Here is a 22,338-nt window from a genome sequence, read left to right on the forward strand (position 1 = left end):
CAATCGCATCATGCCGGCCAGCCGTCTCGGCCAACAGAAAGCGCGCCATTTTGAGCATCTTGCGAACCAGCGGCACAGAGGCTTGGCGGGAGTGATGGGAACAATCGCATCGCCCGCCATGCTGTCGCAATCGGCCAACAGTCCGTCAGCAGCTCGGCACCAAGTCCGAAGGGGACAGCCCTCACCCAAAACCTTCTCACGCAGTAGTGGGACCGACTCCGTAGGCGTCACTGCCGGAGTGAGCTTGTCACACGACGTGACCAGCGTCGCGGCTGGAGTTCAGCACTCGTGCATATACTCAGCCCAAGCAGTACGTTTCGCTGAACGTAAACGCCTGAACACACAAGGGAGCTGCCATGCGGAACGCCACACCACCTCCCGTTCCCCAGCGGCTGCGCGAGATGCTCAAGGACTACCCGGAGCATATTCAAAAATTGCAGGCCGCGTTGAACCACGTAGCCGAAAAGCCGTCTACGGGCATACCCGTAATCGAGCAGGCAATCTGGGCGCTGGAGGATGCGCTCGAGATGTTTGCGCTGGACGCAGGCAAGGAAACCAAAGCGGCCGAAGCCGGCGGCGATCCGCTGGCCGTTGAACAGGCCACGGCGAGAGAATCATTGATGTTCCGTGCTGCATCAAAGACTGTGTGGGTGGGAGACCGAGAGCTTTCAGAATACTTCCGGGCACCAGGGAAGTTCCGTTCATGAGCACTACTGACGGTCAACTGGATCCCGCGGTCCACGCAAAGACCTTTCAAGAGAAGGTGCTTCCCCGGAACCGTCTACATGACTTGCCTTCCCATGAAAGCCCCACGGCTATCATTCCAGAGCGCAGCCCGGCTCAGGCAAAGGAAGCCGGCACCTTGCCCGCGTCATTTGCCGCCTCGGAGACACTCCAGCAAACCAATCGCAACGAATCCACTCATTGCCGTTTGATCCTAACGGTCGCCAAAGCCCACCAAGCGCGCCGTCTGACGAGACCAACTTCCCAGGAGATGCTGTGCGCCGGACTCGCCACCATCCCTCAAAGAAGAAAGAACTGCATCCAATTTACGCTGGACCAGATCGGAGATTGGCGAATTCAAAAGTCTCTTCAGCGTGGCATCTGCCGCAACGAAATCGCCAAGCCGGATGGCGGATATGTATCTTATCCACTCCGAGTAGTCGCTGGTGAAGTCAAGGCCGTCGACATGGACCAACAGATCTGCCGCCGTCCTCACCACCTCAAGGTTATTGGCGTGCGCCTTATGCATCCCGCAGAAGAAATCTTTATCCACTTCCGCGTTTGCAATTCGCTGACCTAGAGACATGTGGAGGAAGGACAAATCATCATAGGTCGGAACTACAAAGGTCCATATGTAGGTGGAGGATGGAGCAGGATCCAGCGCGAATCCTGAGATGACATCCGGCGTATGAAATGCGATCAAGAAGTTGCCAACGACGCGCAGACCACTACTCTTCGCTTGGCGCTTCATTCTCCAAAGTGCTATGGATTTCATGCCAGGGCACTCACCTTTCCATAATACGGCAAAGAATAGTCCCTCGTGGCAGATGCTTGTAGTAGTTGCGAGTTTCCGCTGCCGTCAGACCAGCGGCTCCCGACTTCAAGTTCACATCGACACAGGCGTGTAGGCCTCCGTTCGGTTTTGCCGAGCAATACGATCTGTCTGAAGGCTCTGTAGGAGAAGGGGACCACCGACTCCACTGTCATGGTGCGACCAGACCGAGCGATCGGTACCCGTACCGTCGACACCCAGAATCCCCCTATCCCCTCCACCCGCAATCCCCGATGGTTTCCCACCCAGCGCTTCCCCCACCATCAAGCGCTCCCCCGCAGGAAACCACACATGAGCCTGGCACTGGTCCACAGCCGCGCCCGCGCCGGGGTCGATGCGCCGCTGGTGCGGGTGGAAGTGCATCTGTCCGGCGGCCTGCCGGTCACCCAGATTGTCGGCCTGGCCGAAGCCAGCGTGCGCGAGTCGCGCGAACGCGTGCGTGCGGCCCTGCTCTGCGCGCGGTTCGACTTTCCGCAACGGCGCATCACCTTGAACCTGGCCCCGGCCGATCTGCCCAAGGAAGGCGGCCGCTACGATCTTGCCATCGCGCTGGGCATCCTGGCCGCCAGCGGTCAGGTCGATCCGCAAGCGCTGCTTCAGTACGAATTCCTTGGCGAGCTTGGCCTGACCGGTGAGCTGCGTCCGGTGAGTGGTGCGCTGCCTGCCGCGATTGCCGCCGCCGAAGCGGGGCGCATCCTGGTGGTGCCACCCGGCAACGCCGCCGAGGCCGCGCTGGCCGAACATGCCGATGTGCGCGTGGCCCGCACCCTGCTGGAATGCTGTGCGGGCCTGAGCAACCCGCGCCTGCTGCCACCGGTGCAGCGCGTGGACACCACGCCACTGCCGCTGCCCGATCTGGCCGACGTGCGTGGGCAGGCGCATGCACGGCGCGCGTTGGAAGTAGCGGCCGCTGGCGGCCATCATCTGCTGCTGATCGGAAGCCCCGGCTGCGGCAAGACCCTGCTGGCCTCGCGCCTGCCCAGCCTGCTGCCCGATACCGACGAGGCCGAAGCGCTGCAGTTGGCTGCCATTGCCTCGGTCAGTGGCGAAGGCCTGGACCCCCGGCGTTGGCGGCAGCGGCCGTTTCGAGCCCCGCACCACAGCGCCAGCGCCGCCGCGCTGGTGGGTGGCGGCAATCCCCCCTGCCCCGGCGAGATATCCCTGGCCCATCACGGCGTGCTGTTCCTGGACGAACTGCCCGAGTGGAACCGTAGCGCTTTGGAAACCCTGCGCGAACCGCTGGAATCGGGTCATATCCGCATCGCGCGTGCGGCGCGCAGCGTGCAGTACCCCGCGCGATTCCAACTGGTGGCCGCGATGAACCCGTGCCCGTGTGGCTGGGCCGGCGACCGCAGTAACCGTTGCCTGTGCACCGATGAGCGCATCACCCGCTATCGCGCGCGCGTGTCGGGCCCGCTGCTGGATCGCATCGACCTGCATATCAGCGTGTCACGGCTGGATGCGGTGGAACTGCGCGAGAGCACGCCACTGGGCGAACCCAGCGCCACGGTACGCGCACGGGTGGAAGCAGCCCACGCCAAGCAGCGGGAACGCGGCGGGCTGAATGCCCATGTGCCACCCGCCACGCTGCGCACCTGCACGCGGCTGAGCGAAGCCGACCAGGATCTGCTGGAACAAGCCATCGAACGACTGCAGCTATCAGCGCGGGCGATGCACCGCATTCTGCGTGTCGCGCGCACCATTGCCGATCTGGCCGGCAGCGAGACCATCCAGACCGCGCATCTGGCCGAGGCCATCGGCTACCGGCAACTGGATCGCGGCAAGGCCAGCAGCTGACAGCAAGCGGGCGCCGGCACTACCCGGCGCCCGCCACCCCACTCAGCCCGCTTGGCCCAAGCGCACCCTCAACTGCTGGATTTCCCGCGCGCTCACGCCAATCGACTTCAGGTAGCCCTCGGCGCCGCCGTACTGGCTGTGCAGCGCGGCCAGGAACTGCTCCATGTTCTGCGGCGCGGTGCCGGACATGCCAGCCATCTTGCGCGCGATCTCCGGGTGCTGCTCCAGCATCGCCTTGATCTGCGCGTTCATCGCGCTGTCCTTCGGCTGCCCTTCCAGGTAGTGCGCGGAAATGGCGTAGTTGTGCACGATCTGCGCCTTCGGCACACCGGCCAGGTCCAGCAGCAGGCCGGCGATGATGCCGGTACGGTCCTTGCCCGCCGTGCAGTGGAACAGCACGGTGCCATCCTGCTGCGCGGCAATGCGCTGGAACACCTGCTTGAACTGCGGCTGGCTGTGGCCCAGCCACTGCACATAGGCTTCGCCCAGCGAATCGGGGAAGGTGGTCATCATCTTCTGCAGATCCATCTTCTCGGTGCCCATCAGCGAAATGCGCTGGTAGGCGAAGCGCGCGTCATCGGCCAGCAGGTCCGGCGACTGGCTCTGCTCGTCGGCGGTGCGCAGGTCGATGTCCAGCGTCACCCCGGCGGCGGCCAGTGCGTCGCGGTCGGCTGCGGTCAGGCGGCCCAGATCGGCGGTGCGCACGAAGGCCGTGGCCGGAATCGGGCCGTTGCGGCCCTGCAGGCCGGCAAAGCTGCGCACGTTCCATGCCCCTTGCAGCGGAATGACGCGCTGCGCGTCGTCGGCGGTGGGCGCCACATTGGCGGAGGCCGCCGCGGCGCTGGCGCTGGCGGTCACGGGGCGCGAGGCATCGGCGGCGAAGGCAGGCGCGGCCAGCGGCAGGGCCAGCATCAGGGCCAGGGTCAGTTCGGTGCTGCGGTTCATGTCGGTCTCCAGTGAATTCAGAAGTTGACGGCCACGTCCAGGCCGAAGGTGCGCGGATCGTTGAAGATGCCGGTCTGGCCCAGCGCAGGGCTGTTGAGCTTGTAGAACAGGTGCTCTTCATCCAGCAGGTTGCGAGCCCACAGCGAGAACGACATGGTGGTGCCGGTGTCGTTCAGCGGCACATCCACCAGCGCTACGCGTGCGTTCACCACGAACGAGCTGTCGGTCAGCATCTGGTCGTATTCGCTGGTGTAGAAGCCATCGGACCAGTTGCCGTCCAGGTGGAACTTCAGCGCGGCGAAGTTGGCGAACGGCACCAGATAATCCAGCGACAGGCTGCCGGCATTCTCCGGTGCCAGCAGCGGCTGCACGGTAACTGCCACGCCTGCGCCGAACGGGTCGACCGCCGTCTGCGCGTCGATCTTCGTGTAGGCGTAGTTCAAGCCGACGGTCAGGTTCTCGATCGGCATCACGCTGAATTCCAGCTCGGCGCCGCGTGACTTGCCATCGCTCAGCGCGTTGGTGGTCACCATGGTGGTGCGGGTTTCGCCGCTGTTGGGATCGAACGGCAGCGAGAAATCCATCTGCTTGTGCGCGATCTTCGAATCGAACAGCGCCAGGTTCAGGCGTGCGCGGTTATCCCAGAACTGCGATTTGAAACCCAGTTCGTAGGCGGTCACTTCTTCCGGCGCGAAGGCGGTGTAGGTGGTGGACCGCGAGTTCGCGCCGCCTGCCTTGAAGCCGGTGCTGTACTTGGCATAGACCATGGCCTGCTCGCCGATGTCATAGGCGATGTTGACCATCGGGTCGAAACGGCTCCAGGAATCGTCGAATGCCAGCTGGGTGGCCGCTCCATTGACGATGTACAGGCTGCCCTTCTTGTCGTCGCGCGTGTAGCGGCCACCGGCGGTCAAGTGCAGGCGCTCCAGCGCGGCCGGCGTCCAGGTGGCCTGGCCGAACACGCCCAGGCTGTCGGTCCACGCCTTGCTGGCGCGGTCGATGCGCACCTTGGAAAGGTCCAGCGGATTGGTGGCCGGGTTCACTGTGTAGCTGTTTCCACCCGGGCCCCAGACCAGCATGTTCGGGGTCTGCGCGTTGTCACCGGCGGTCTCGTGGTAATAGAACGCGCCACCCAGGAACTGCACCTGTGAGGTATTGCCGATCAGCTGGAATTCCTGGCTGTACTGGTGCTGGTAGACCTGGGCCAGGCTGTAGCGACCGAAGGCCGTGCCGGCACCGCCGTATGCGGAAATCGCATCGACCAGGCCCATGTCGAACTGGCCCTGGGTCAGTTCGCGGTACGAACTGATCGATTTCAGTTCCAGCGCATCGCTCAGCGTCCACGACAGGTTGAGCAGGTGGCCACTGGTGCGGCCCACGTTGTCTTCCTGCGGTCCGCCCAGGATCGCGCTGTCACGCCGGTCCTGGCTGGCACCGGCAATCTGCAGCGGGCTGAGGTACGCGCCCGGCACCAGCACCTGCGTGTGGTACGGCGTGGTGGCGTCGTAGGAACGGTCGAAGGCATACAGTGCGGAGAAATCATCGCTGGGCTGCCACAGCGCACTCAGGCGCGCACCGCGCTTGTCATAGCTGTTGAAGTCGCGCTCACCGCGCATCGGGTTATCGGTGGTGCCGCCACGGCGGGCCTGCACCGCGTCGATCTTGAAGCTGACGTCGCCCACCTTGGGCAGGTCCAGGTGCAGCGCGCTGTTGTAGCCGCTGAAGTTGGACACGCCCGCACTGACGGTGCCGCCGAACTCGCCGGTGGGCGCCTTGGTCACGATGCTGACCGCACCGCCTTCGGTATTGCGCCCGAACAGCGTGCCCTGGGGGCCCTTCAGCACTTCGATGCGCTCCACGTCGTACAGCATGCTGCCCAGGCCCTGCGCGCGGCCCATAAACACGCCGTCCACGTAGATGCCCACGCCGGCATCGCGCGCCGGCTGGTTGGCATCACCCGAGGCGCCGATGCCACGGATGCCGATGTTCAGCGCCGAACTGCGCGTGGCAAACGGGGTGACCCGCAGCGAGGGAATGGAGCCATCGGACAGGCTGCCCAGCGAGATCGCGCTGCGATCCTTCAGCGCCTCGGCATCGACCACGGAAACCGAGATGGGCGTTTCCTGCAGGTTGGTGGCGCGCTTCTGCGCGGTCACCACCACCTGGTCCAGGGCCACCACATCGTGGTTGCCACCGGCGCTGGCCGCCGCGTTGGCATCGGTAGTGGGAAGGTCTTCGGCGTGGGCCACGCCGGCGAGCGTGGCGGCAATAGCGAGGGTCAACAGCTGACGGGGCAACGTGGGGGAGCGCATCGATGTCGGTCGCGGAAGGGAGGAGGCGGCCGCAGTCTGGGTGCGTGAAATGACAGGTGAATGACCGTTCATTCACACATTCGATAACGTAAGATCGGGCCATTGGACGCTTTCAGATCACGCAATGACGCCGACCGACACACCGCTTGCCAGCGCCGACGACACCGCCACCGCCCATGCCGACGCCCAGCGCCGGAAGATCCTGGATGCGGCGCAACGCTGCTTCATCACCCGCGGTTTCCACGCCGGTTCGATCAGCGAAATCGCGGCCGCAGCGGAGATCAGCCAAGGGCTGATGTACCGCTATTTCGACAACAAGCGTGCGCTGATCCTGGCCCTGATCGAGCGCCAGCTGGCCCACGACCAGGTGTCGATCCGGCACATGCCCACCTCGGCCGACCTGGCCGACGGCCTGTTGGCCTGCTACCAGCACTGGGCACGCGGCGAGGTGCTGGACACCCACGCCAATGCCATCGCCAGCGTTGCGCTGTATGCGGAAATCAACGCCGAAGCGCACCGCGACCCGGTAGTGGCCGAGGTGCTGCGTCGGCACGACAAGCAGACCACTGCAGCCATCCATGCCTGGCTGCGCGAGCATGATCGCGCCCGCGGCGTGGCGGTTGAGGAAGAAGCAATCGAGCAGCGCACGCTGCTGTTGCGACTGCTGGTGGAAGGCCTGGCGATGCGCGCCGTGCGCGACCCCGATCTGCAGCCGGACGCCCTGCATGCCCTGTTGAGCCGTGCCGTTGCGCGGGTAATGGGAGAGGGTACCGATGCGCGCAGTTGATGTGGATGGACTGCGCCTTGTCACCGCCACCGTGCAGGATGCGGAGGTGGTTTTCCAATTGATGCAGCTGTATTACTTCGAATCTTCAGCGTGGAGCGGTGAAGAGATTCTTCCCAGCGGTTTGTATGACTCCACCTTGCTCGACGTGCAGTTGCGCCTGCGGGATGAGCCGGAATGGACACGGCTTCTCTGGCTTGACGGGGTGCTGTGCGGGTTCGTGCAGGTCGATAATGTGGAGATTGAAGGGCGGCGCCTGCCCGAACTGGCCGATCTGTTTATCCTGCCCAAGCATCGCGGCAAGGGCATAGCCACCGCAGTAGTAAAGGCGCTGGTGCGCCCGGAAACCGGCGATTGGCTTCTGGCTACGTTCTGGAAAGACAAGGCCGCGCTCGCCTATTGGGACCGTAATCTGGCGAAGAAGGGAATGACACACCGGGTTCCCTCGGGGCCTGAGCATGCAGACTTTCGGCTGTTCGTGATCACTGCGCGGTGACCGGGACGACCGTGCCGCGCATCGAACGGCAGCCCATCAGTGCCAGTAGCAGGTACCCTGGGCGATTCCATACTTGCGCGTAAGGAATTCGACCTCGGCCGTCGTCTGCGGCCCAAGGTCCTGATCAACCCCTGCACCGAACGCCGCCAGTTCCTTGGCCGAGAAGACGATGCTACGGATGGGCGTTACGTCGCTACATTTTTCGGATAGCTGGCGACCATCGTGGTTCAGGGCTTCCATCCGCTCAAAGATGGCGGGCTCCACGCCTGCCTTCTGCAGCAACGCGTGCTGACGCGAAAGCTGGGCATCCATCTTGGCCTTTCCCTCTTCGGTCAGGCCGGCCTGGGTCAGCATTGACCGGTACAAGCCACCATGGAACACCAGCAGTGTGTCGTTGAGAATCACCCTTCGCGCCGCGGGAAGGAATACGTAGTTCGCGCAGGACGAACCGCAGAACCCATACGCGTACACGGCAGCGCGCCGGCGCTGAAGTTCCTCGCCCATCGTCAGCCCCAGATCAACCCTGCCCCCGGCTGACCTGATCACGATATCGGGCGGGGTGTCGCCAGACAGAAACGAAAGTTCTCTCACAAAATCCTCGACGGCCGCTTCCGACAGCGAGGGGATGTCGGCGCACAACGTGCTGCTGCCAATGCGTCGCACCTGCGCGCCGTCTGCCGAGCTGCGTGTGGCCATCCAATCAGCACACGCTGTTACTGCCTTGGGGGGCGCCGAGCTGCCGCGTTGCGTGGTGGCCAGCGCGTGGAAGGGCAGCACCAGGAAAAGCACGAGGACGAATCGAACATAGGGCCTGCTGTTATCCATGCAGTGTTGCTCCTGATTGAATCTTCGTCCTTTGAGTGTACCGCTGTAGAAACAGGCTACGGCTTACAACTACCCACTGGCGCCTGCGCGCGATTCATGCGCCTTATGCTGCCGCTGCTCGATTCCCTCCATCAGTTCCTCGAAGGAGTCTTCAATCGGCATCAGCTCATCGTCTTCCAGCAGGTGAAGATAGATGTGTCCGTAGTCCTCATCACGCAGTGACAGCACGTAGCAGTTCCCGAAATTGTCTTCGGCGAATGGCACGTACTCGGCCAGATGCGGAAACCCTTGGATGTAATCCCGGTGCAGGTTTTCGATGCAGGTGCGGCCGTCACCCACGGCAATCAAGGAAGCCACGCCGGTAGGGTCGGTATCCTCGTCTTCGCCCCGCAGGTAGCCACCGTTGGCGCTGCGGTAGAAGGCGAGCATGGCCGGGGGAAGCTTGTTGCCGAAGTAGGCATTGAAACGCGCGAGGGTCGCGTCATCCACCAGCGGCGAGGAGTCGATGAGTTTCAACATGCGTAGAGGGCGAGCGAAGTCGTGGCCAGCGTCGAATCAACCCGCCACACCCAGCGCGCCACCACCTGCACCGCGCCGCACTGCCACCACGTACCGGCAGAACTTGCCCAGGAAAATGCCGGCAAACCCACCCGAGGTCAGCAGGTACGCCGCAGTGAAGCCGTCATTTCCCGCCAGCGCCGGCGACACCGCGAAGGCCACTTCAAACCCATACTTCACCAGGAAGGTGACCAGCAGCAGCGGCAGCAGGCTGTAGTCCGGGCTGCGGCGCAGCTTGCCGGTGGCCGGGTTCAGCGCCAGCGTCGCACGGCGCAGCAGCAGCCAGCCGATGGCCGCGCCGGCAGCAATGCCGACCAGCCATTCACCCCAGGCCTGCAGCGAGCCACCGTAGCGATGGCTGATCGACCATGCGCCCCAGACAAGGAACAAGGCCGGCACGATCGCCAGCCGTACCAGCGAGCTCTCGCCCGGCTTCATGGCGGCGATGCCGCGGTACACCAGGAAGGCCAGCAGGGCCCAGACCCAGAGCGGGGTGTGCGAGAGGATCTGCATGATCATTGCGGGGCATTCCTTGTCGGCAGGTTGAGGGCGTGCTGCGGTTATCTGACGCCTCGATTATGGTCCTGCACGAAACCGCCACAAGTGACAGGTGTCAGCCGCTTACCCTGACCGGGCGTTGCGCCGGTACTGCTGCACCCAGTCCAGCGACGGCGCGATGCCGCCGAAGGGAAACAGGTGCGGGCTGACCGGGCCAAGCTCGTCGCCCATTCCGGCCAGCAGTTTGTCCACGAACCGGTCCGGCCCTGCCGAGCCCAGCAGGCGGCCCAGGGAAATGCCGTAGCGGGCCAGCATGGCCGTGCTCGCGCCAACCCCGCACATGGCCGCATAGCGCACCAGCCGCGTCACGCTGGCCGGCCCGGGAATGCCCACCAGCACCGGGTGCGCCACGCCGCGTGTGCGCAGTGCATTCAACCAGGCCAGCACTATTTCGGCGTCGAAGGCGAACTGGGTAATGATCCACGGCGCCATGCCGTGCGCTTCAATGCGCTGGCACTTGTTCTGCAGCACCTGCCAGCACTGCGCGGCGGCCATGACCGGGTGGGTTTCCGGGTGCCCGCCCACTGCCACCACCTTGATGCCGGCGCGTTCCAGCAGACCGGTTTCGATGATGGCCGTGCTGTCGGCGAAGGGCCCGGCCGGCGCCGCCAGATCGCCGGCAATCACCAGGCAGCGCTCCACGCCGGCCTCGCCCACTGCGCGCTGGATGAAGTGTTCAAGCGCGGCCTGGGTGCCGATACGCCGTGCAGACAGGTGCGGCATCGGCTGGAAGCCCAGCTCACGAATGGCGCGTGCCGCGGCCAGCCGCGCCTGGTCGTCTTCGCTGGCCAAGTAGGGAATGGAGATGGTGGTGCCCGGCGCGATGCGTGCGGCCTCGGCGCGCAAGGCCTGCACGGCCTTCGCGCTCACTTCCCACGAACACGCATCCAGGAAGGCCCGCGCCCTGGCCCCGGTTTCCATGGACATCAGCTGGCCCCGTGTGCGCGCGCGACCGCCGAACTGCCGCGAGCCAGGTCCACGAAGGCCCGCAGATAATCGATGGCGGTATCCGATTCGCGCGCGCCCAGGTAGATCTGCTTGGGAATGCCCTTCGCGCCCAGGCGCACAGGCACCACGTCCATGCGCGCGGCGTACTCTTCCACCAGCCAGCGCGGCATGGCCGCCACGCCACGGCCGCTGGCCACCATCTGCATCATGATGTCGGTGGTTTCAATCGCCTTGTGGCGGCGCGGGGTCACCCCGGCCGGCAGCAGGAACTGGTTGTAGATATCCAACCGCTCGAACGGCACCGGGTAGCTGATCAGCACTTCCTGGGTCAGCTGGCGCGGCTTTACATGGTCCACCTTGGCCAGCGGGTGGTTGCTGGCCACGACCAGCACCTGCTCGTAATCGAACACCGGCACGAAGGTCAGGCCCGGTTTCAGCAGCGGGTCGGGGGTGACCAGCAGGTCGATCTCGTAGCCGAACAGCGCGCCGATGCCGCCGAACTGGAATTTCTGCTTCACGTCCACGTCCACGTCGGGCCAGGCGGCCAGGTAGGGCGACACGATCTTCAGCAGCCACTGGTAGCAGGGGTGGCATTCCATGCCGATGCGCAGCGAGCCGCGCTCGCCCTGGGCGAACTGGCCCAGCCGCTCTTCGGCCAGGTCCAGCTGGGGCAGCACGCGGTTGGCCACCGCCAACAGGTACTGGCCGGCCTGGGTCAGGCGCAGGTTGCGGCCCTCGCGCAGCCAGACATCGGTGCCCAGCTGCTGTTCCAGCTTCTTCATGCTGTGGCTCAGCGCCGACTGGGTCAGGTTCAGCACCCCGGCGGCGGCGGTGAGCGAGCCCTGCAGTTCAACCTGCTGGACGATGCTGAGGTGGATGCGTTCCAGCATGTCTATGAGCCCCGCTCATGGATGTGTGAAGTAAAACCATTTTACGTCATGGAACGCCCTGACTAGCATCGGGTCATGCTTTCTCCCCACCGCCCCCTCCGAATCGTCGCCGTGTCCGGCGGCCTGCAGCGCCCCTCGCGGGCGGCCACCCTGTGCGAACACCTGCTGGACCTGCTGGGCGACCACCTGCCCAGCCAGCCGCAGCTGATTGAACTGGGGGAGCTGGCCCCGCAACTGGCTGGCGCGCTGTGGCGTTCGCAACTGCCCGACAGCGCCGAACAGGCACTGGCTGCGGTTGAACAGGCCGACGTGCTGGTGGTCGCCACGCCCGTCTACCGCGGCTCGTACACCGGCCTGTTCAAGCATTTCTTCGATTTCATCCAGCAGGACGCGCTGGTCGACACCCCCATCCTGCTGGCCGCCACCGGCGGCAGCGAGCGCCACGCGCTGATGATCGACCACCAGTTGCGGCCGCTTTTCAGCTTCTTCCAGGCCCGCACCCTGCCGCTGGGGGTGTACGCCACCGACAAGGACTTCGCCGACGGCCGCGTACACGACCCGGCCCTGCTGCAGCGCGCAGAACTGGCCGTGCAGCGCGCCCTGCCGCTGCTGGCGCTGTCCCACCGCCCCGCGCCGCAGCCCGCCGCCACCCTTGCAACCCTCTGAACCGGAATGCCGCCCATGAGCACAGACACCTTTACCTTCAGCATCACGCGCATCCCGTTCAACGAGGATTACCAGCCGGCCGACGGCACCCGCATCACCACCAACTTCGCCAACCTGGCACGCGGCGCGGCGCGGCAGCAGAACCTGCGCAACACGCTGAGCATGATCAACAACCGCTGCAACGATCTTGCGCACTGGGACAACCCCAACGCCGATCGCTACGTGGTGGAGCTGGACATCATCTCGGTGGAAATGCACATCGACGGCAGCGATGGCAGCGACCCGTTCCCGCTGATCGAAGTGCTGCGCCCCACCCTGGTGGATACGCACACCGGCGCGCGCACCGAGGGCATCGTCGGCAACAATTTCTCCTCGTATGTGCGTGACTACGATTTCAGCGTGGTGCTGCCGGCCAGCAACGAGGGCAAGGACAGCTTCGCCATTCCCGAAGACTTCGGCGATCTGCACGGCAAGCTGTTCAAGCACTTCCTGCAGTCCGACGCCTACCGCGCGCAGTTCAGCAAGGCGCCGGTCATCTGCATCAGCGTTTCCAGCAGCAAGACCTACCACCGCACCGAGAACCACCACCCCATCCTGGGCGTGGAATACCGCCAGGGTGAGTTCTCGCCCACCGACCAGTACTTCGACAAGATGGGCCTGCAGGTGCGCTATTTCATGCCGCCGGGCAGCGTTGCGCCGCTGGCGTTCTATTTCCAGGGCGACCTGCTGGGCGATTACTCGAACCTGGAACTGATCGGCACCATCAGCGTGATGGAGGCCTTCCAGAAGATCTACCGCCCGGAGATCTACAACGCCAATTCGGTGGCCGGCAAGGTCTACCAGCCCAGCCTGAAGCACCAGGACTATTCGTCCACCCGCATCGTCTATGACCGCGAAGAGCGCAGCCAACTGGCCGTGAAGCAGGGCCGCTTCACCGAAGAACACTTCATCAAGCCCTACCGCAGCGTGCTTGAGCAGTGGGCTGCGCGCTGACCGCTGTTCACTCGATTCCCCTCCCCAGGACACAAGACCCCCCATACCGATGAAGAAACTACTGCCGACCTCTACCGCCGGAAGCCTGCCCAAGCCGTCGTGGCTTGCCGAGCCTGAAAAGCTCTGGTCGCCCTGGAAACTGCAGGATGACGCGCTGACCGAGGGCAAGCAGGACGCGCTGCGCCTGTCCCTGCAGGAACAGCAGCACGCCGGCATCGATATCGTGAGCGACGGCGAGCAGACCCGGCAGCACTTCGTCACCACCTTCATCGAACACCTGGACGGCGTGGATTTCGACAAGCGCGAAACCGTGCGCATCCGCAACCGTTACGACGCCAGCGTACCCACCGTGGTGGGAGCGGTCAGCCGCCCGAAGGCGGTGTTCGTGGAAGACGCCAAGTTCCTGCGCCGGCAGACCGCACAGCCGATCAAGTGGGCCCTGCCCGGCCCGATGACCATGATCGACACGCTGTACGACGCGCACTACAAGAGCCGCGAGAAGCTGGCCTGGGAATTCGCGAAGATCCTCAACGAGGAAGCGAAGGAACTGGAAGCGGCCGGCGTGGACATCATCCAGTTCGACGAACCGGCCTTCAACGTGTTCTTCGACGAAGTGAACGACTGGGGCGTGGCCACGTTGGAGCGCGCCATTGAAGGGCTGAAGTGCCAGACCGCCGTGCACATCTGCTACGGCTACGGCATCAAGGCCAACACCGATTGGAAGCAGACGCTGGGTTCGGAATGGCGGCAGTACGAAGAATCGTTCCCCAAACTGCAGAAATCCAGCATCGATCTGATCTCGCTGGAATGCCACAACTCGCATGTGCCCATCGACCTGATTGAACTGGTGCGCGGCAAGAAAGTGATGGTGGGCGCGATCGACGTGGCGTCCAGCACGGTGGAAACGCCGGAAGAAGTGGCCAACACCCTGCGCAAGGCACTGCAGTTCGTGGATGCCGACAAGCTGTACCCCTGCACCAACTGCGGCATGGCCCCGCTGCCGCGTGAGGTGGCGCGCGGCAAGCTGCGGGCGCTGAGTGCCGGTGCGCAGATCGTGCGTGAGGAGCTTGCGGGTATTCGCTGAGGGTGTCCCGCATCCTTCGATAGCCAGCGGCGGTGCAGCTTTTTACTGCACCGCCGTTTGCGCGTGCGGCCTAGAAACTCATGCTCACTTCGGCACCCACAATGCGCGGGCTATCAATCGGCCCGTAGTAATTGCCGTCGCGCCCGAAGGCCAGGTTGTCGAAGATCAACCCGTTCGCGCGCCGCTTGTTGGTCAGGTTCTGCACGAACAAGCGGCCAGTCCACGGGCCCTGTTCGTAGCCCACCTGCAGCCCGATGATGGCCACGGCCGGCTGGTAGGCACGGTTGCGCTCATCCAGCGCGCTGGACCCGGTGAACGCCGATTCCACCCGCCCGAAGACACCGGACGGGTGCTGGTAGCGTGCCGCCAGATAGCCGGTGTAATGCGGCGTCAGCTTCACCCGGTTGCCGGCCAGGTTTTCGTCCACCGTGGCCCAGAGCTTGGTGTACTTCGCATCCACATAGCCCACGTTGGCGGTCAGGGTGAAGCCCGGCGCCAGCTCATAGGCGCCTTCCAGTTCGGCACCGCGCGAGCGGATCGATGCGTCCGAGCCCACGTAATCCGACGAGATCGGGCGCCCGTTGGCATCGGTGGCCACCTGGATTTCCTGCCAGTTGTCCGAGGTGATGTGGAACAGCGCACCACCGATATGGCCGCGGCCGCCGCCGACGTTCATCTTGAAGCCCAGTTCGTGGCTCCACATCATTTCCGATTCGTAGCGCAGCACCTTGTCATTCACTACATCGCTCTGCGCCGCAGCCAGATTGAAACCGCCGGGGATATAGCCCTTGGCCGAGGCCGCGTAGAACGAGAGGTTGTCGGTGGCGTCGTAGCGCAATGACACGCGCGGCAGGGTGGCATGGAAGGTGTGTTCCAGTGCGGCGTCGCGGTACAGCACCAGTCCACCTTCGGCCAGGTCCAGCGAACCGGCACGCTGTTCGGTGGAACGGCGCGCCTGCTCGTGGCGCAGGCCCAGGCTGGCGGTCAGCTTCGGCACGGCGGGGAAGGTGTAGCTGGCCGTGGCGAACACGCTGTAGTCCTGGCCCTTGGCGGTCTGCCGGGGTGCCAGGTTGTAGCTGTTCAAGCCACGGGTGATCGGCCCGACGAAGGTGCCCAGGATCGAATCCTTGTCGGTGCGGTAGGTGGAAACACCGGCCATCCAGGTCAGTGCCTGGTCATCCGGCGAGCTGAAGCGCGCCTCCGCGTTCCAGGCGTCCTGCTTGTCATAGGTGCGCCCGGCCAGTGCCGCACTCTCGGTCATGTCGAAGTCGTAGCCCGCCGAAACGTCCTCGTGCGTGCGGTAGGACGCGGCCACATCGAACGTACCGGCTTCCAACTGCCACTGCGCACTCAGGCCCGCCACCGTCTCATCTTTCTCGGTGCGCTTGGGTGCATCGTTGATATAGGTGAAGTCACCGGCCTGGCGCCCGCCGTTGAGGCGCGTGCCGTAGGTGCGGTTGTACAGGCCCACGTCCAGCGGCAGGTATTCGTACTCGAACATGCCCGGCGCGCGCGTGCGCAGGTGGTAGGCCAAGGCATTCATGGTAACGAAATCGCTGGGCTGCCAGCGTAGCTTGCCCTGCAGGTACTGCTCGCGCACCTTGCCTTCGGTGCCATTGAACGGCGTGAGGTTGCGCAGGAAGCTGTCTTCGTCTGACGCCATGAAGGCGACCGAACCAGAGAGGTTGCCGCGCTTGCCCAGCGGCCCGGACACGAAGCCGTCCAGGCTGTTGCCATTGCCGTTGCTGAACCACGTGCTGCGCAGGTTCACCTCGCCTTCCATGGCATCGGTCGGGCCCTTGGTCTTGACCAGCACCAGACCCGATTCACTGTTGGCACCGTACAGCGTGCCCTGTGGGCCGCGCAGCACCTCCACCGATTCCACCTGGTTCAGCACCGCGTTGCTCAGTTCCTTGAACGGAATGCCATCGATGTAGACCGACGCGCGGTTGACCAGGAACGGGTTGGATTCGATGCCGCGTATGGAGATGTACATGTCACTGAGCTGGCCCATCGCGTTGAATTTCACGTTGGGGGCCAGCTTGTCCAGATCGCGGAATTCGACCACGCCGGCCTCTTTCAGTGCCTCGCGGTTGAGCACGGTGACCGACAGATCGCTTTTCAGGTACGGGGTATCGCGCTTGGAGCCGGTGACCCGCACCCCGTCCAGCGTGGTGGGGCTGACGGCATCCTGGGCGAGCGCGGGCAACGATGGGGCAAGCAGAAGGGCCGTGATCGCAGCGGCCAACGGGGTGGGGGAACGCACGGGAACCTCTTGAACGGATTCAGCGGCCGCAGGGGCCATCAATGTTATGATGTAACAATTCCATAACAGCGCTACTCCGTATGCCTGCGCACCGCTCCATTTCCGGCAGCAAGGTGACGGTGGCCCAGCAACTGGCGGCCACCACGCCGGTGCTCGGGTCGAACGGTGCAGGCAACCTGGCCTTCATTCACCACCACTTCCCCGCCAGCGCCGGCGCGATGGGCCACCCCACGCAGCTGCGGCTGGCGCTGGTGATCAAGGGCGGCGGCCGGCTGCAGCAGATCTGCCCACGGCGAGTAGCGCTGGATGCGCATTGGCACATCGGCCAGTTCAACGTGGTGCTGCCCGGGCAGACCGGTACCTACAGCAGCCCGGAGGTGGAAGTGCTGGGGCTGGCAATCGATTGGCCTGCACTGGGCGCACCGGCAGTCAGCCTGACGACCCTGGCGCCACTGACCGGCACGCTGCACCGCGACGCCACGGTGAGCGCGCTGCTGCATGCGCTATGGGCGGCATCGCGTTCGGGCGTGCTGTCCGATGAACTGCTGCACGCGTGTGGCAACGCGGTGGTGGATCGGCTGTTGCAGATGGCGCAGCAGCCCGGCGTGCTTCCTGCGGGGGCGCGGGTGCTGTCGGCAGTGCAGATGAAGCGGCTGACCGAGTACATCGATGCGGCGCGCGACGTGCGCCTGACCGTGCCGATGATGGCCGATGCGCTTGGAGTGGATGACACGCGGTTGAGCCGTGGGCTGCAGGCGGCGGCGGGGATGTCGCCGTACCAGTTCCTGGTGCACCGGCGCATGCATTGGGCGCGTGGAGAGCTGGAGCGTGGGGTGAGTGTGATGCGGGTTGCGCAGTCGGTGGGGTATGCGAATGCGAGCAAGTTTTCGGCGGCGTATCGGCGGGTGATGGGGTGTGCGCCGTCGGCTTCGGTGGGGTGATGGGGTTGTTCGTTCTGCGCAGGGCATCGGAGTTGATGACGCACTGAAGATCGCTGAGCAGGCGGACGTGCCCGCTGCTCGACCTGACAGGGTCGACAAGCGGCAAGAAGCGGAGTCAGGACCGGACGATGAAGGATGGTGCGTGCCCGGCCTCGAGTAGAGAATCAATGGCTTCCTGTTGCCAGCCTTCATGTCGCAGCCATTGGGCAAGTGCTTCAGCGGTCTCAAAAACGGGAGTGACCGGAGTGCCCTCGCTGACATTCTCATAGATCTGAAAGGCCGTACGAGAGACAGGATCTGCGTTGTATAGCAACTCGTGGTGGCTACCTGCGATGTAGTTCCCCTCTTCATCCAGCGGATGCTCAAACCCGGGGGGAACCCTCACAACTTCACGACCCATGGTGCCTCCAGGATGGACTTGCAAACCAGAAATGAACAATCCGGAAAGCGACTCCCGTGGATTCTAGGGGGACATTGGAACGGACGAAACAACCCTGCCACAGCGGGCCGTTGGCGTTCGGCCAGACGGGGACGTCGAGCTCTGCAATTGGACCGTGCTAGATAGCGGCGTCGGCTTGATTGCTCTGTTGGGGATCATCACTCGCACGCCTCGCCGGGGGCCAGGTACGGAACAGCTTTATCAAGGCGCTGCTTGAAGCAGGAGCCGTGAGCGCTGAGGGCTTGAATGGCGTCTCCAGCGAGCGGAAGCAGGATTGATTGCAGGTCCTGCTCTATCCATGCTCCACAGAAGCAGCAGTGATGATCGCCGCATACGAGATCAACCCAGATTTGGTGAATCCTGGAATCTTCCATGCCGTCTACTCGATGGGACGCCGCACGAGAAATCCCGGTGCCGCTATCAGCGCCCCGAGTGCGGCATGAAGGAATTTCTCTGGCATTCGTCACACACCCCTGAAGTTCTCAAGACCATCCAACTACCTGATAGCCGGACCCGTGGGTCCGCCTATTCGACTTGCCGTCAAAGCAACGTTTGACTAACTTTCGCGCGAGTACGGCTCGATCCTAGGGCGCCTGAGTCCAGCTAACAAGCCAGCGTGTAGCCGGGACCAGCAGTAGGATCGGCGGTGGCACGAATGACCGCTATGGATCGAGGGCGCGCTCGGGATTCCTGGTCGCGTTGTCTGGCGCCGGCATGTCTGCTTTCGGCCAGGAGCGGACGTTCAACGCCAGAATTAAGCCGCGCCGCGAAGCGGCGTCGGCTTGAACGAATTGCTAGGGCGCACCCGCCAGCCCCAGAAACGTTTCCATCCACGTTTTCTCGGCGACGCTCGGGTTGTACGCATAAGCGACTTGCTCGGCAGAGGGCGCCGAAACTTCTTCCCAATACCGTGGTGTTGCAACCGTATTCAAGAACGCCAGCTCACATGTCACGTAGCACATCCACACTGCGCTAGTTATGAACTGCATGCTTAGATCCAAAGGCTCGTAGCCTTTTTCGTACGCACGTATCGGAGTGAATTGTTTGTGCAAAGTTCCAATGTGAGTGAACTCTTTGCTTAGTAGGCCGTACATTCTGCCGAATGGCGGAAATACCTTCTTGGCACTGGCAATCGCTCGTGTGGACTCGAACGCATGCTCTCTATGCGCCTTTAAGTCGTCTTGGAACTGGATCAGATGAAGCACAACCGCCAAAGACTCTATAGATGAGCGGATGACTGGGCCCGGTTGTAGGACGAAGCCGCCCCGCAGGAGGTACGCCGCAGCGGCGATGGAGTTCAGAGCGTTCGATAGAAGCTCGGCACACGCAACTCTCAGATCATCTTCCTCTTGCGAAGCTTTGATCATCCCCGAGGTGAGCAGTCCGAAACAGTGGGCAAACTGCTTGCTAATTGCTCGCATGTTGTCGTGATGCAGGGCATCAAACGACGCGGCGATCTTCTCGGCATCCCGAGTAATTTGATTGATTAGCACGGTATTTCGAATTTCCAGAAGCCGGCTGTTCACCGGATTGAATATAACGGCACACGTGTCGGGATGGTGAGAAGTCATTTGTATGCCCTAACACCTTGAATTAAGCCGCGCCGCAAAGCGGCGTCGGCTTGAATGAATTGTTGGACGACATTACGGAGTCCACTCCCATGTGCCGCTACCGGCTCCGTCAAAGTATGTGATGCAAATATAATCGCCTGGGTTAGGCTTTGTATTTTGGGTAACCAGGTTATCCAGAAGCTGTTCGGAGAACTGACTGGCATCAGCCCCTTGGGGTGTAGGTGAATTTACAAGCTTAATCTTCCAGACGGAGCCGCCCGAGTCAATTCTTGCTACTGTTGCGCCATGGCTAGCGAGAAAATGCGCGCCATTTCCCCTCAATCCCTCCATGTAGCGCTCTAGCGCTTGCCAAGGGTTTTGCGAGCGGTAACCGGATTGACCGGCGGTTGCCGATCCTGAGAGCCCCCAGTTCGCGATGACAAATGCATCCAGGTGATTTTTGGTCTTTGGCATGGAAACTCCTGTCGTCTAACTACCTAATAGACGGACCCCTAGGCCCGGTTATGCAACCTACCCACAAAGCACCGTATGACGGGCCTTTCCCTTTTTCCAGCTCGATCTTAGGGTGGCGGGGTCCGGCTAAGAAGCCAGCGTATAGCCGGACCGAGCAGAGGGCTCAGTCACCACCGCAAGGCGGTTCTGGTAGAACTGCAGATGTCCGTTTTGGTCGATATCGGACTCTAGCATTCTTGGTCGCGTTGTCTGGCGCTGGCATGTCTGCTTTCGGCCAAAAGCGGACATCGAATCACGAGGCAATACCAAGCCTACGGCGCCGAACGAAGCCAGTCCACGGCCATCTCGATGGCATCCTGATCCCCGCTCACAATGCTTTCCGGCACGATCCCCTTGGGATACTCAGTACCCTCCCGGTCAGCCATGGCTGCGGTCGTCAGCAACAGCGCCCCACCATCGGGAAGCGGAAAGGTGGTGTTGGCCGTCGCAAGCCCTGCGGTTGGCTGTCCGAAGAACCGGGTTCCGGGTCGCGCCCTGAATGCAACGGCCACGGCCTCACCGGAACTGGCCGTCCTCGGCCCCACCAGCACGGCTACGCGACTGTTGGACAGATCAGCCTGGCATTCCGGGCTGGCGCGTGAGCGCCATGTCCTGGTCTTTCCGTGCCGATCGCGGAAGCCGCCTGCATCGCGATCGCCCAGCAGGGAGTGCAGCCCATTGAGCATGGGCCACATGTTGCCCCCGTTGTCCTGGCGGAGATCAACGATCCAGCCCTTGGTTGAGGTCGGCGCCAAGGTGGCGATACGGTTGCAGAGCTCCGCAGTGAACGCGCCCCTGTCGTCCTTGCCTATACCGCGCAACCCCGGCACCAGTATGTATCCGATGTCCGCAATGGATCGGGACTCCATCGGTCGGCTGCGAACGGCCTGCGCGCGATGCGTCGAGGCTTCCTTCGGTGTTTGAAGCAGGCTGTGACGGTCAGCAAGCGCGTCAAGCACCCTACGCAGTCCCGCATATGCCTCCTGCGCGGGAAGCTTCTTCTGATCGTCCGTGAGTAGCGCCGCTTCTTCGGCAGGCCAGTTCACGTTGTCTGTGTTCAACGCCTTCGCGCGAATGAGGGGCAGCGCATGCGCCAGCATGGCGTAGGCGGATACGCCAGTCGCTTCCACCGCCGCCGACGTCAGCGTGAGCTGTTCGGCGTGCAGCGCGCCTGCACTGCCCAAAGTGACCCCAAACTTGATGCTGGTGCTGGCTTCCGGAACATACAGCAGCAGGTCGCGTTCACCTGGCCCCTCACCGGCACGCACAGGCACGCCGCCGGAGCTGGCAAAGGCGAGCCGTCCCTTCGGGCCATCAGCACGAAGCCAGAGCGCACCGGCGCCAGTCCCGTCATCCACGCGCAGCCGCCCGGCAAGCCGCACGTTCCTGCCCCTGAACGAACTGGCATCCAGGGATGTGATCGCACCAACGAAACTCGCCTCGCCGGTGGATTCGGCAGACAGCTCAATCGCAGCGCCGTCCTTATCCAGGACGTCGCCGGTGCCATCGACCACCGACTGTGCGCTGGTCCCCTTCCACGCGGTTTCGCCCTGCGCGGAAGCACTGAAGATCACTGCCAGAAACAGAAAAGCCATGCGTGGCATCGGCACCATCCATGTACACGAGAGCGATGATCCTATGGCGCTTTGTCTGTACCGGCAAGCGAGACTGCTGCGTCATTGATTCGTAACGAAACAGCATTGCCCTGGAGGATGGTCCTGCCTTCAGCCAGCAAAGCCCGAGCTGAATCTGCCCGACAGGGACGAGAAGAAGCAAAGCGCCAGGATGACGCCGTTCAGAACCAGCGATGCCTCGTAGAACAGCGATGCCGGGCGCGAAATGACATGAGGCGCATCAATCACCGTGAGTGCGCTCCATCCCACCGTGAATGCCAGGAACCACCAAGGGGCGAACGGCACAAAGAATGCAATCGCGATGAGAGAGGCTAGGTAGCCAGTGACCAGCAGGATACGCAGGAGCCCACACATGGGGTGCGCCTTGCTGTACGCAACCACTCGATTCTTGATTCTGAGCCGCTCTTCCTGCAACACCTTCGGTAGCTGTCTGGCACCAATCTCATTGAACACGATGCCGCCCACGGTGGCAATCAGGGTCAGCAGGCTGAGCATGCGGAATGTAAGCTCAGTCATTGGGTCTGCATCAGCTGCGGCCTGGTTCGGGAACGTCTCCCAACTGCATTGCAGCGCTTGCTTGACGG

22 protein-coding genes are annotated in these 22,338 nt (G+C 63.3%); 8 read left to right on the top strand and 14 right to left on the bottom strand.

What is annotated here, in order from left to right; genetic code table 11:
- The first annotated feature begins 356 nt into the window (after positions 1–356).
- Positions 357–707, top strand: a complete 351-nt coding sequence (locus C1931_RS18815) for a hypothetical protein (RefSeq protein ID WP_159095520.1) — start codon at positions 357–359, stop codon at positions 705–707.
- A gap of 230 nt (positions 708–937) precedes the next feature.
- On the opposite strand, the gene C1931_RS18820 is transcribed toward C1931_RS18815, so the two are convergent.
- Complete coding sequence (locus tag C1931_RS18820) at positions 938–1,498, bottom strand: hypothetical protein (RefSeq protein WP_159095521.1); 561 nt, start codon at positions 1,496–1,498, stop codon at positions 938–940.
- 348 nt (positions 1,499–1,846) lie between these two features.
- Here C1931_RS18820 and C1931_RS18825 point away from each other — a divergent pair, with 348 nt between their 5' ends.
- Positions 1,847–3,352, top strand: coding sequence for a YifB family Mg chelatase-like AAA ATPase (locus C1931_RS18825; protein WP_108757414.1), 1,506 nt, complete (start codon positions 1,847–1,849; stop codon positions 3,350–3,352).
- 42 nt (positions 3,353–3,394) lie between these two features.
- Here C1931_RS18825 and C1931_RS18830 read toward each other — a convergent pair whose 3' ends face one another.
- Positions 3,395–4,297: a tyrosine-protein phosphatase gene (locus tag C1931_RS18830; protein WP_108757415.1), complete on the bottom strand. Its 903-nt coding sequence runs from the start codon at positions 4,295–4,297 to the stop codon at positions 3,395–3,397.
- Positions 4,298–4,314: 17 nt separating this feature from the next.
- Positions 4,315–6,579 carry a TonB-dependent receptor gene (locus C1931_RS18835; RefSeq protein WP_234412846.1) on the bottom strand — a complete coding sequence of 755 codons (2,265 nt, stop codon included), beginning with the start codon at positions 6,577–6,579 and terminating at the stop codon, positions 4,315–4,317.
- 154 nt (positions 6,580–6,733) lie between these two features.
- Between C1931_RS18835 and C1931_RS18840 the strand changes: the two genes are divergently transcribed.
- Together C1931_RS18840 and C1931_RS18845 are read left to right on the top strand one after the other, a co-directional pair.
- Positions 6,734–7,396, top strand: a complete 663-nt coding sequence (locus tag C1931_RS18840) for a TetR/AcrR family transcriptional regulator (protein WP_108757417.1) — start codon at positions 6,734–6,736, stop codon at positions 7,394–7,396.
- Positions 7,383–7,889 carry a GNAT family N-acetyltransferase gene (locus tag C1931_RS18845; RefSeq protein ID WP_108757418.1) on the top strand — a complete coding sequence of 169 codons (507 nt, stop codon included), beginning with the start codon at positions 7,383–7,385 and terminating at the stop codon, positions 7,887–7,889. The genes C1931_RS18840 and C1931_RS18845 overlap by 14 nt, the downstream gene beginning before the upstream one ends.
- A 36-nt stretch (positions 7,890–7,925) precedes the next feature.
- On the opposite strand, the gene C1931_RS18850 is transcribed toward C1931_RS18845, so the two are convergent.
- The 5 genes from C1931_RS18850 to C1931_RS18870 form a co-directional block, all read right to left on the bottom strand.
- The gene (locus C1931_RS18850; protein ID WP_108757419.1) at positions 7,926–8,714 is read right to left on the bottom strand and encodes a hypothetical protein; all 789 of its coding nucleotides are present in this window, start codon (positions 8,712–8,714) and stop codon (positions 7,926–7,928) included.
- Between the two features lie 69 nt (positions 8,715–8,783).
- Positions 8,784–9,233, bottom strand: coding sequence for an SMI1/KNR4 family protein (locus tag C1931_RS18855; protein WP_108757420.1), 450 nt, complete (start codon positions 9,231–9,233; stop codon positions 8,784–8,786).
- A 36-nt stretch (positions 9,234–9,269) separates the two neighbouring features.
- Entirely contained in the window at positions 9,270–9,791 is a 522-nt protein-coding gene (locus tag C1931_RS18860; protein ID WP_108757421.1) for a DUF6622 family protein, read from the bottom strand.
- Positions 9,792–9,893: 102 nt separating this feature from the next.
- Entirely contained in the window at positions 9,894–10,757 is an 864-nt protein-coding gene (locus C1931_RS18865) for a methylenetetrahydrofolate reductase (RefSeq protein ID WP_108757422.1), read from the bottom strand.
- Positions 10,757–11,668, bottom strand: a complete 912-nt coding sequence (locus C1931_RS18870) for a LysR family transcriptional regulator (protein WP_108757423.1) — start codon at positions 11,666–11,668, stop codon at positions 10,757–10,759. The genes C1931_RS18865 and C1931_RS18870 overlap by 1 nt, the downstream gene beginning before the upstream one ends.
- Before the next feature lie 75 nt (positions 11,669–11,743).
- Here C1931_RS18870 and msuE point away from each other — a divergent pair, with 75 nt between their 5' ends.
- The 3 genes from msuE to C1931_RS18885 are packed head-to-tail and all read left to right on the top strand — an operon-like array spanning position 11,744 to position 14,411.
- Positions 11,744–12,334 carry an FMN reductase gene (gene msuE / locus C1931_RS18875; RefSeq protein WP_108757424.1) on the top strand — a complete coding sequence of 197 codons (591 nt, stop codon included), beginning with the start codon at positions 11,744–11,746 and terminating at the stop codon, positions 12,332–12,334.
- 15 nt (positions 12,335–12,349) lie between these two features.
- The gene (locus tag C1931_RS18880) at positions 12,350–13,327 is read left to right on the top strand and encodes a DUF1852 domain-containing protein (protein ID WP_108754448.1); all 978 of its coding nucleotides are present in this window, start codon (positions 12,350–12,352) and stop codon (positions 13,325–13,327) included.
- A gap of 49 nt (positions 13,328–13,376) precedes the next feature.
- Positions 13,377–14,411, top strand: a complete 1,035-nt coding sequence (locus C1931_RS18885) for a methionine synthase (RefSeq protein WP_108751186.1) — start codon at positions 13,377–13,379, stop codon at positions 14,409–14,411.
- A 70-nt stretch (positions 14,412–14,481) separates the two neighbouring features.
- Here C1931_RS18885 and C1931_RS18890 read toward each other — a convergent pair whose 3' ends face one another.
- The gene (locus C1931_RS18890; RefSeq protein ID WP_234412847.1) at positions 14,482–16,677 is read right to left on the bottom strand and encodes a TonB-dependent receptor; all 2,196 of its coding nucleotides are present in this window, start codon (positions 16,675–16,677) and stop codon (positions 14,482–14,484) included.
- 80 nt (positions 16,678–16,757) lie between these two features.
- On the opposite strand from C1931_RS18890, the gene C1931_RS18895 reads away from it, so the two are divergent.
- On the top strand, positions 16,758–17,618 hold the full coding sequence (locus tag C1931_RS18895) for a helix-turn-helix transcriptional regulator (protein ID WP_108757426.1): 861 nt from the start codon (positions 16,758–16,760) through the stop codon (positions 17,616–17,618).
- A 115-nt stretch (positions 17,619–17,733) separates the two neighbouring features.
- On the opposite strand, the gene C1931_RS20380 is transcribed toward C1931_RS18895, so the two are convergent.
- From C1931_RS20380 to C1931_RS18910, 5 genes are all read right to left on the bottom strand, one after another.
- On the bottom strand, positions 17,734–18,018 hold the full coding sequence (locus tag C1931_RS20380; RefSeq protein WP_159095522.1) for a hypothetical protein: 285 nt from the start codon (positions 18,016–18,018) through the stop codon (positions 17,734–17,736).
- Between the two features lie 833 nt (positions 18,019–18,851).
- On the bottom strand, positions 18,852–19,628 hold the full coding sequence (locus C1931_RS18900) for a hypothetical protein (RefSeq protein WP_108757427.1): 777 nt from the start codon (positions 19,626–19,628) through the stop codon (positions 18,852–18,854).
- Between the two features lie 72 nt (positions 19,629–19,700).
- A complete protein-coding gene (locus C1931_RS20385; protein WP_159095523.1) occupies positions 19,701–20,081 on the bottom strand; it encodes a hypothetical protein in 381 nt (126 codons plus the stop codon).
- A 311-nt stretch (positions 20,082–20,392) separates the two neighbouring features.
- Positions 20,393–21,715, bottom strand: coding sequence for a S41 family peptidase (locus C1931_RS18905; RefSeq protein WP_234412848.1), 1,323 nt, complete (start codon positions 21,713–21,715; stop codon positions 20,393–20,395).
- A gap of 129 nt (positions 21,716–21,844) precedes the next feature.
- Complete coding sequence (locus tag C1931_RS18910) at positions 21,845–22,249, bottom strand: hypothetical protein (protein WP_159095524.1); 405 nt, start codon at positions 22,247–22,249, stop codon at positions 21,845–21,847.
- Positions 22,250–22,338 lie beyond the last annotated feature (89 nt).

The organism is Stenotrophomonas sp. YAU14A_MKIMI4_1, assembly GCF_003086855.1.
Taxonomy (GTDB): domain Bacteria; phylum Pseudomonadota; class Gammaproteobacteria; order Xanthomonadales; family Xanthomonadaceae; genus Stenotrophomonas.

Bases quoted from the DNA above. Each gene is read 5' to 3' on its own strand.
- C1931_RS18815 (WP_159095520.1), top strand. From the start codon at position 357: ATGCGGAACGCCACACCACCTCCCGTTCCCCAGCGGCTGCGCGAGATG.
- C1931_RS18820 (WP_159095521.1), bottom strand. From the start codon at position 1,498: ATGAAATCCATAGCACTTTGGAGAATGAAGCGCCAAGCGAAGAGTAGT.
- C1931_RS18825 (WP_108757414.1), top strand. From the start codon at position 1,847: ATGAGCCTGGCACTGGTCCACAGCCGCGCCCGCGCCGGGGTCGATGCG.
- C1931_RS18830 (WP_108757415.1), bottom strand. From the start codon at position 4,297: ATGAACCGCAGCACCGAACTGACCCTGGCCCTGATGCTGGCCCTGCCG.
- C1931_RS18840 (WP_108757417.1), top strand. From the start codon at position 6,734: ATGACGCCGACCGACACACCGCTTGCCAGCGCCGACGACACCGCCACC.
- C1931_RS18845 (WP_108757418.1), top strand. From the start codon at position 7,383: ATGCGCGCAGTTGATGTGGATGGACTGCGCCTTGTCACCGCCACCGTG.
- C1931_RS18850 (WP_108757419.1), bottom strand. From the start codon at position 8,714: ATGGATAACAGCAGGCCCTATGTTCGATTCGTCCTCGTGCTTTTCCTG.
- C1931_RS18855 (WP_108757420.1), bottom strand. From the start codon at position 9,233: ATGTTGAAACTCATCGACTCCTCGCCGCTGGTGGATGACGCGACCCTC.
- C1931_RS18860 (WP_108757421.1), bottom strand. From the start codon at position 9,791: ATGATCATGCAGATCCTCTCGCACACCCCGCTCTGGGTCTGGGCCCTG.
- C1931_RS18865 (WP_108757422.1), bottom strand. From the start codon at position 10,757: ATGTCCATGGAAACCGGGGCCAGGGCGCGGGCCTTCCTGGATGCGTGT.
- C1931_RS18870 (WP_108757423.1), bottom strand. From the start codon at position 11,668: ATGCTGGAACGCATCCACCTCAGCATCGTCCAGCAGGTTGAACTGCAG.
- msuE (WP_108757424.1), top strand. From the start codon at position 11,744: ATGCTTTCTCCCCACCGCCCCCTCCGAATCGTCGCCGTGTCCGGCGGC.
- C1931_RS18880 (WP_108754448.1), top strand. From the start codon at position 12,350: ATGAGCACAGACACCTTTACCTTCAGCATCACGCGCATCCCGTTCAAC.
- C1931_RS18885 (WP_108751186.1), top strand. From the start codon at position 13,377: ATGAAGAAACTACTGCCGACCTCTACCGCCGGAAGCCTGCCCAAGCCG.
- C1931_RS18895 (WP_108757426.1), top strand. From the start codon at position 16,758: ATGCCTGCGCACCGCTCCATTTCCGGCAGCAAGGTGACGGTGGCCCAG.
- C1931_RS20380 (WP_159095522.1), bottom strand. From the start codon at position 18,018: ATGGGTCGTGAAGTTGTGAGGGTTCCCCCCGGGTTTGAGCATCCGCTG.
- C1931_RS18900 (WP_108757427.1), bottom strand. From the start codon at position 19,628: ATGACTTCTCACCATCCCGACACGTGTGCCGTTATATTCAATCCGGTG.
- C1931_RS20385 (WP_159095523.1), bottom strand. From the start codon at position 20,081: ATGCCAAAGACCAAAAATCACCTGGATGCATTTGTCATCGCGAACTGG.
- C1931_RS18905 (WP_234412848.1), bottom strand. From the start codon at position 21,715: ATGGCTTTTCTGTTTCTGGCAGTGATCTTCAGTGCTTCCGCGCAGGGC.
- C1931_RS18910 (WP_159095524.1), bottom strand. From the start codon at position 22,249: ATGCTCAGCCTGCTGACCCTGATTGCCACCGTGGGCGGCATCGTGTTC.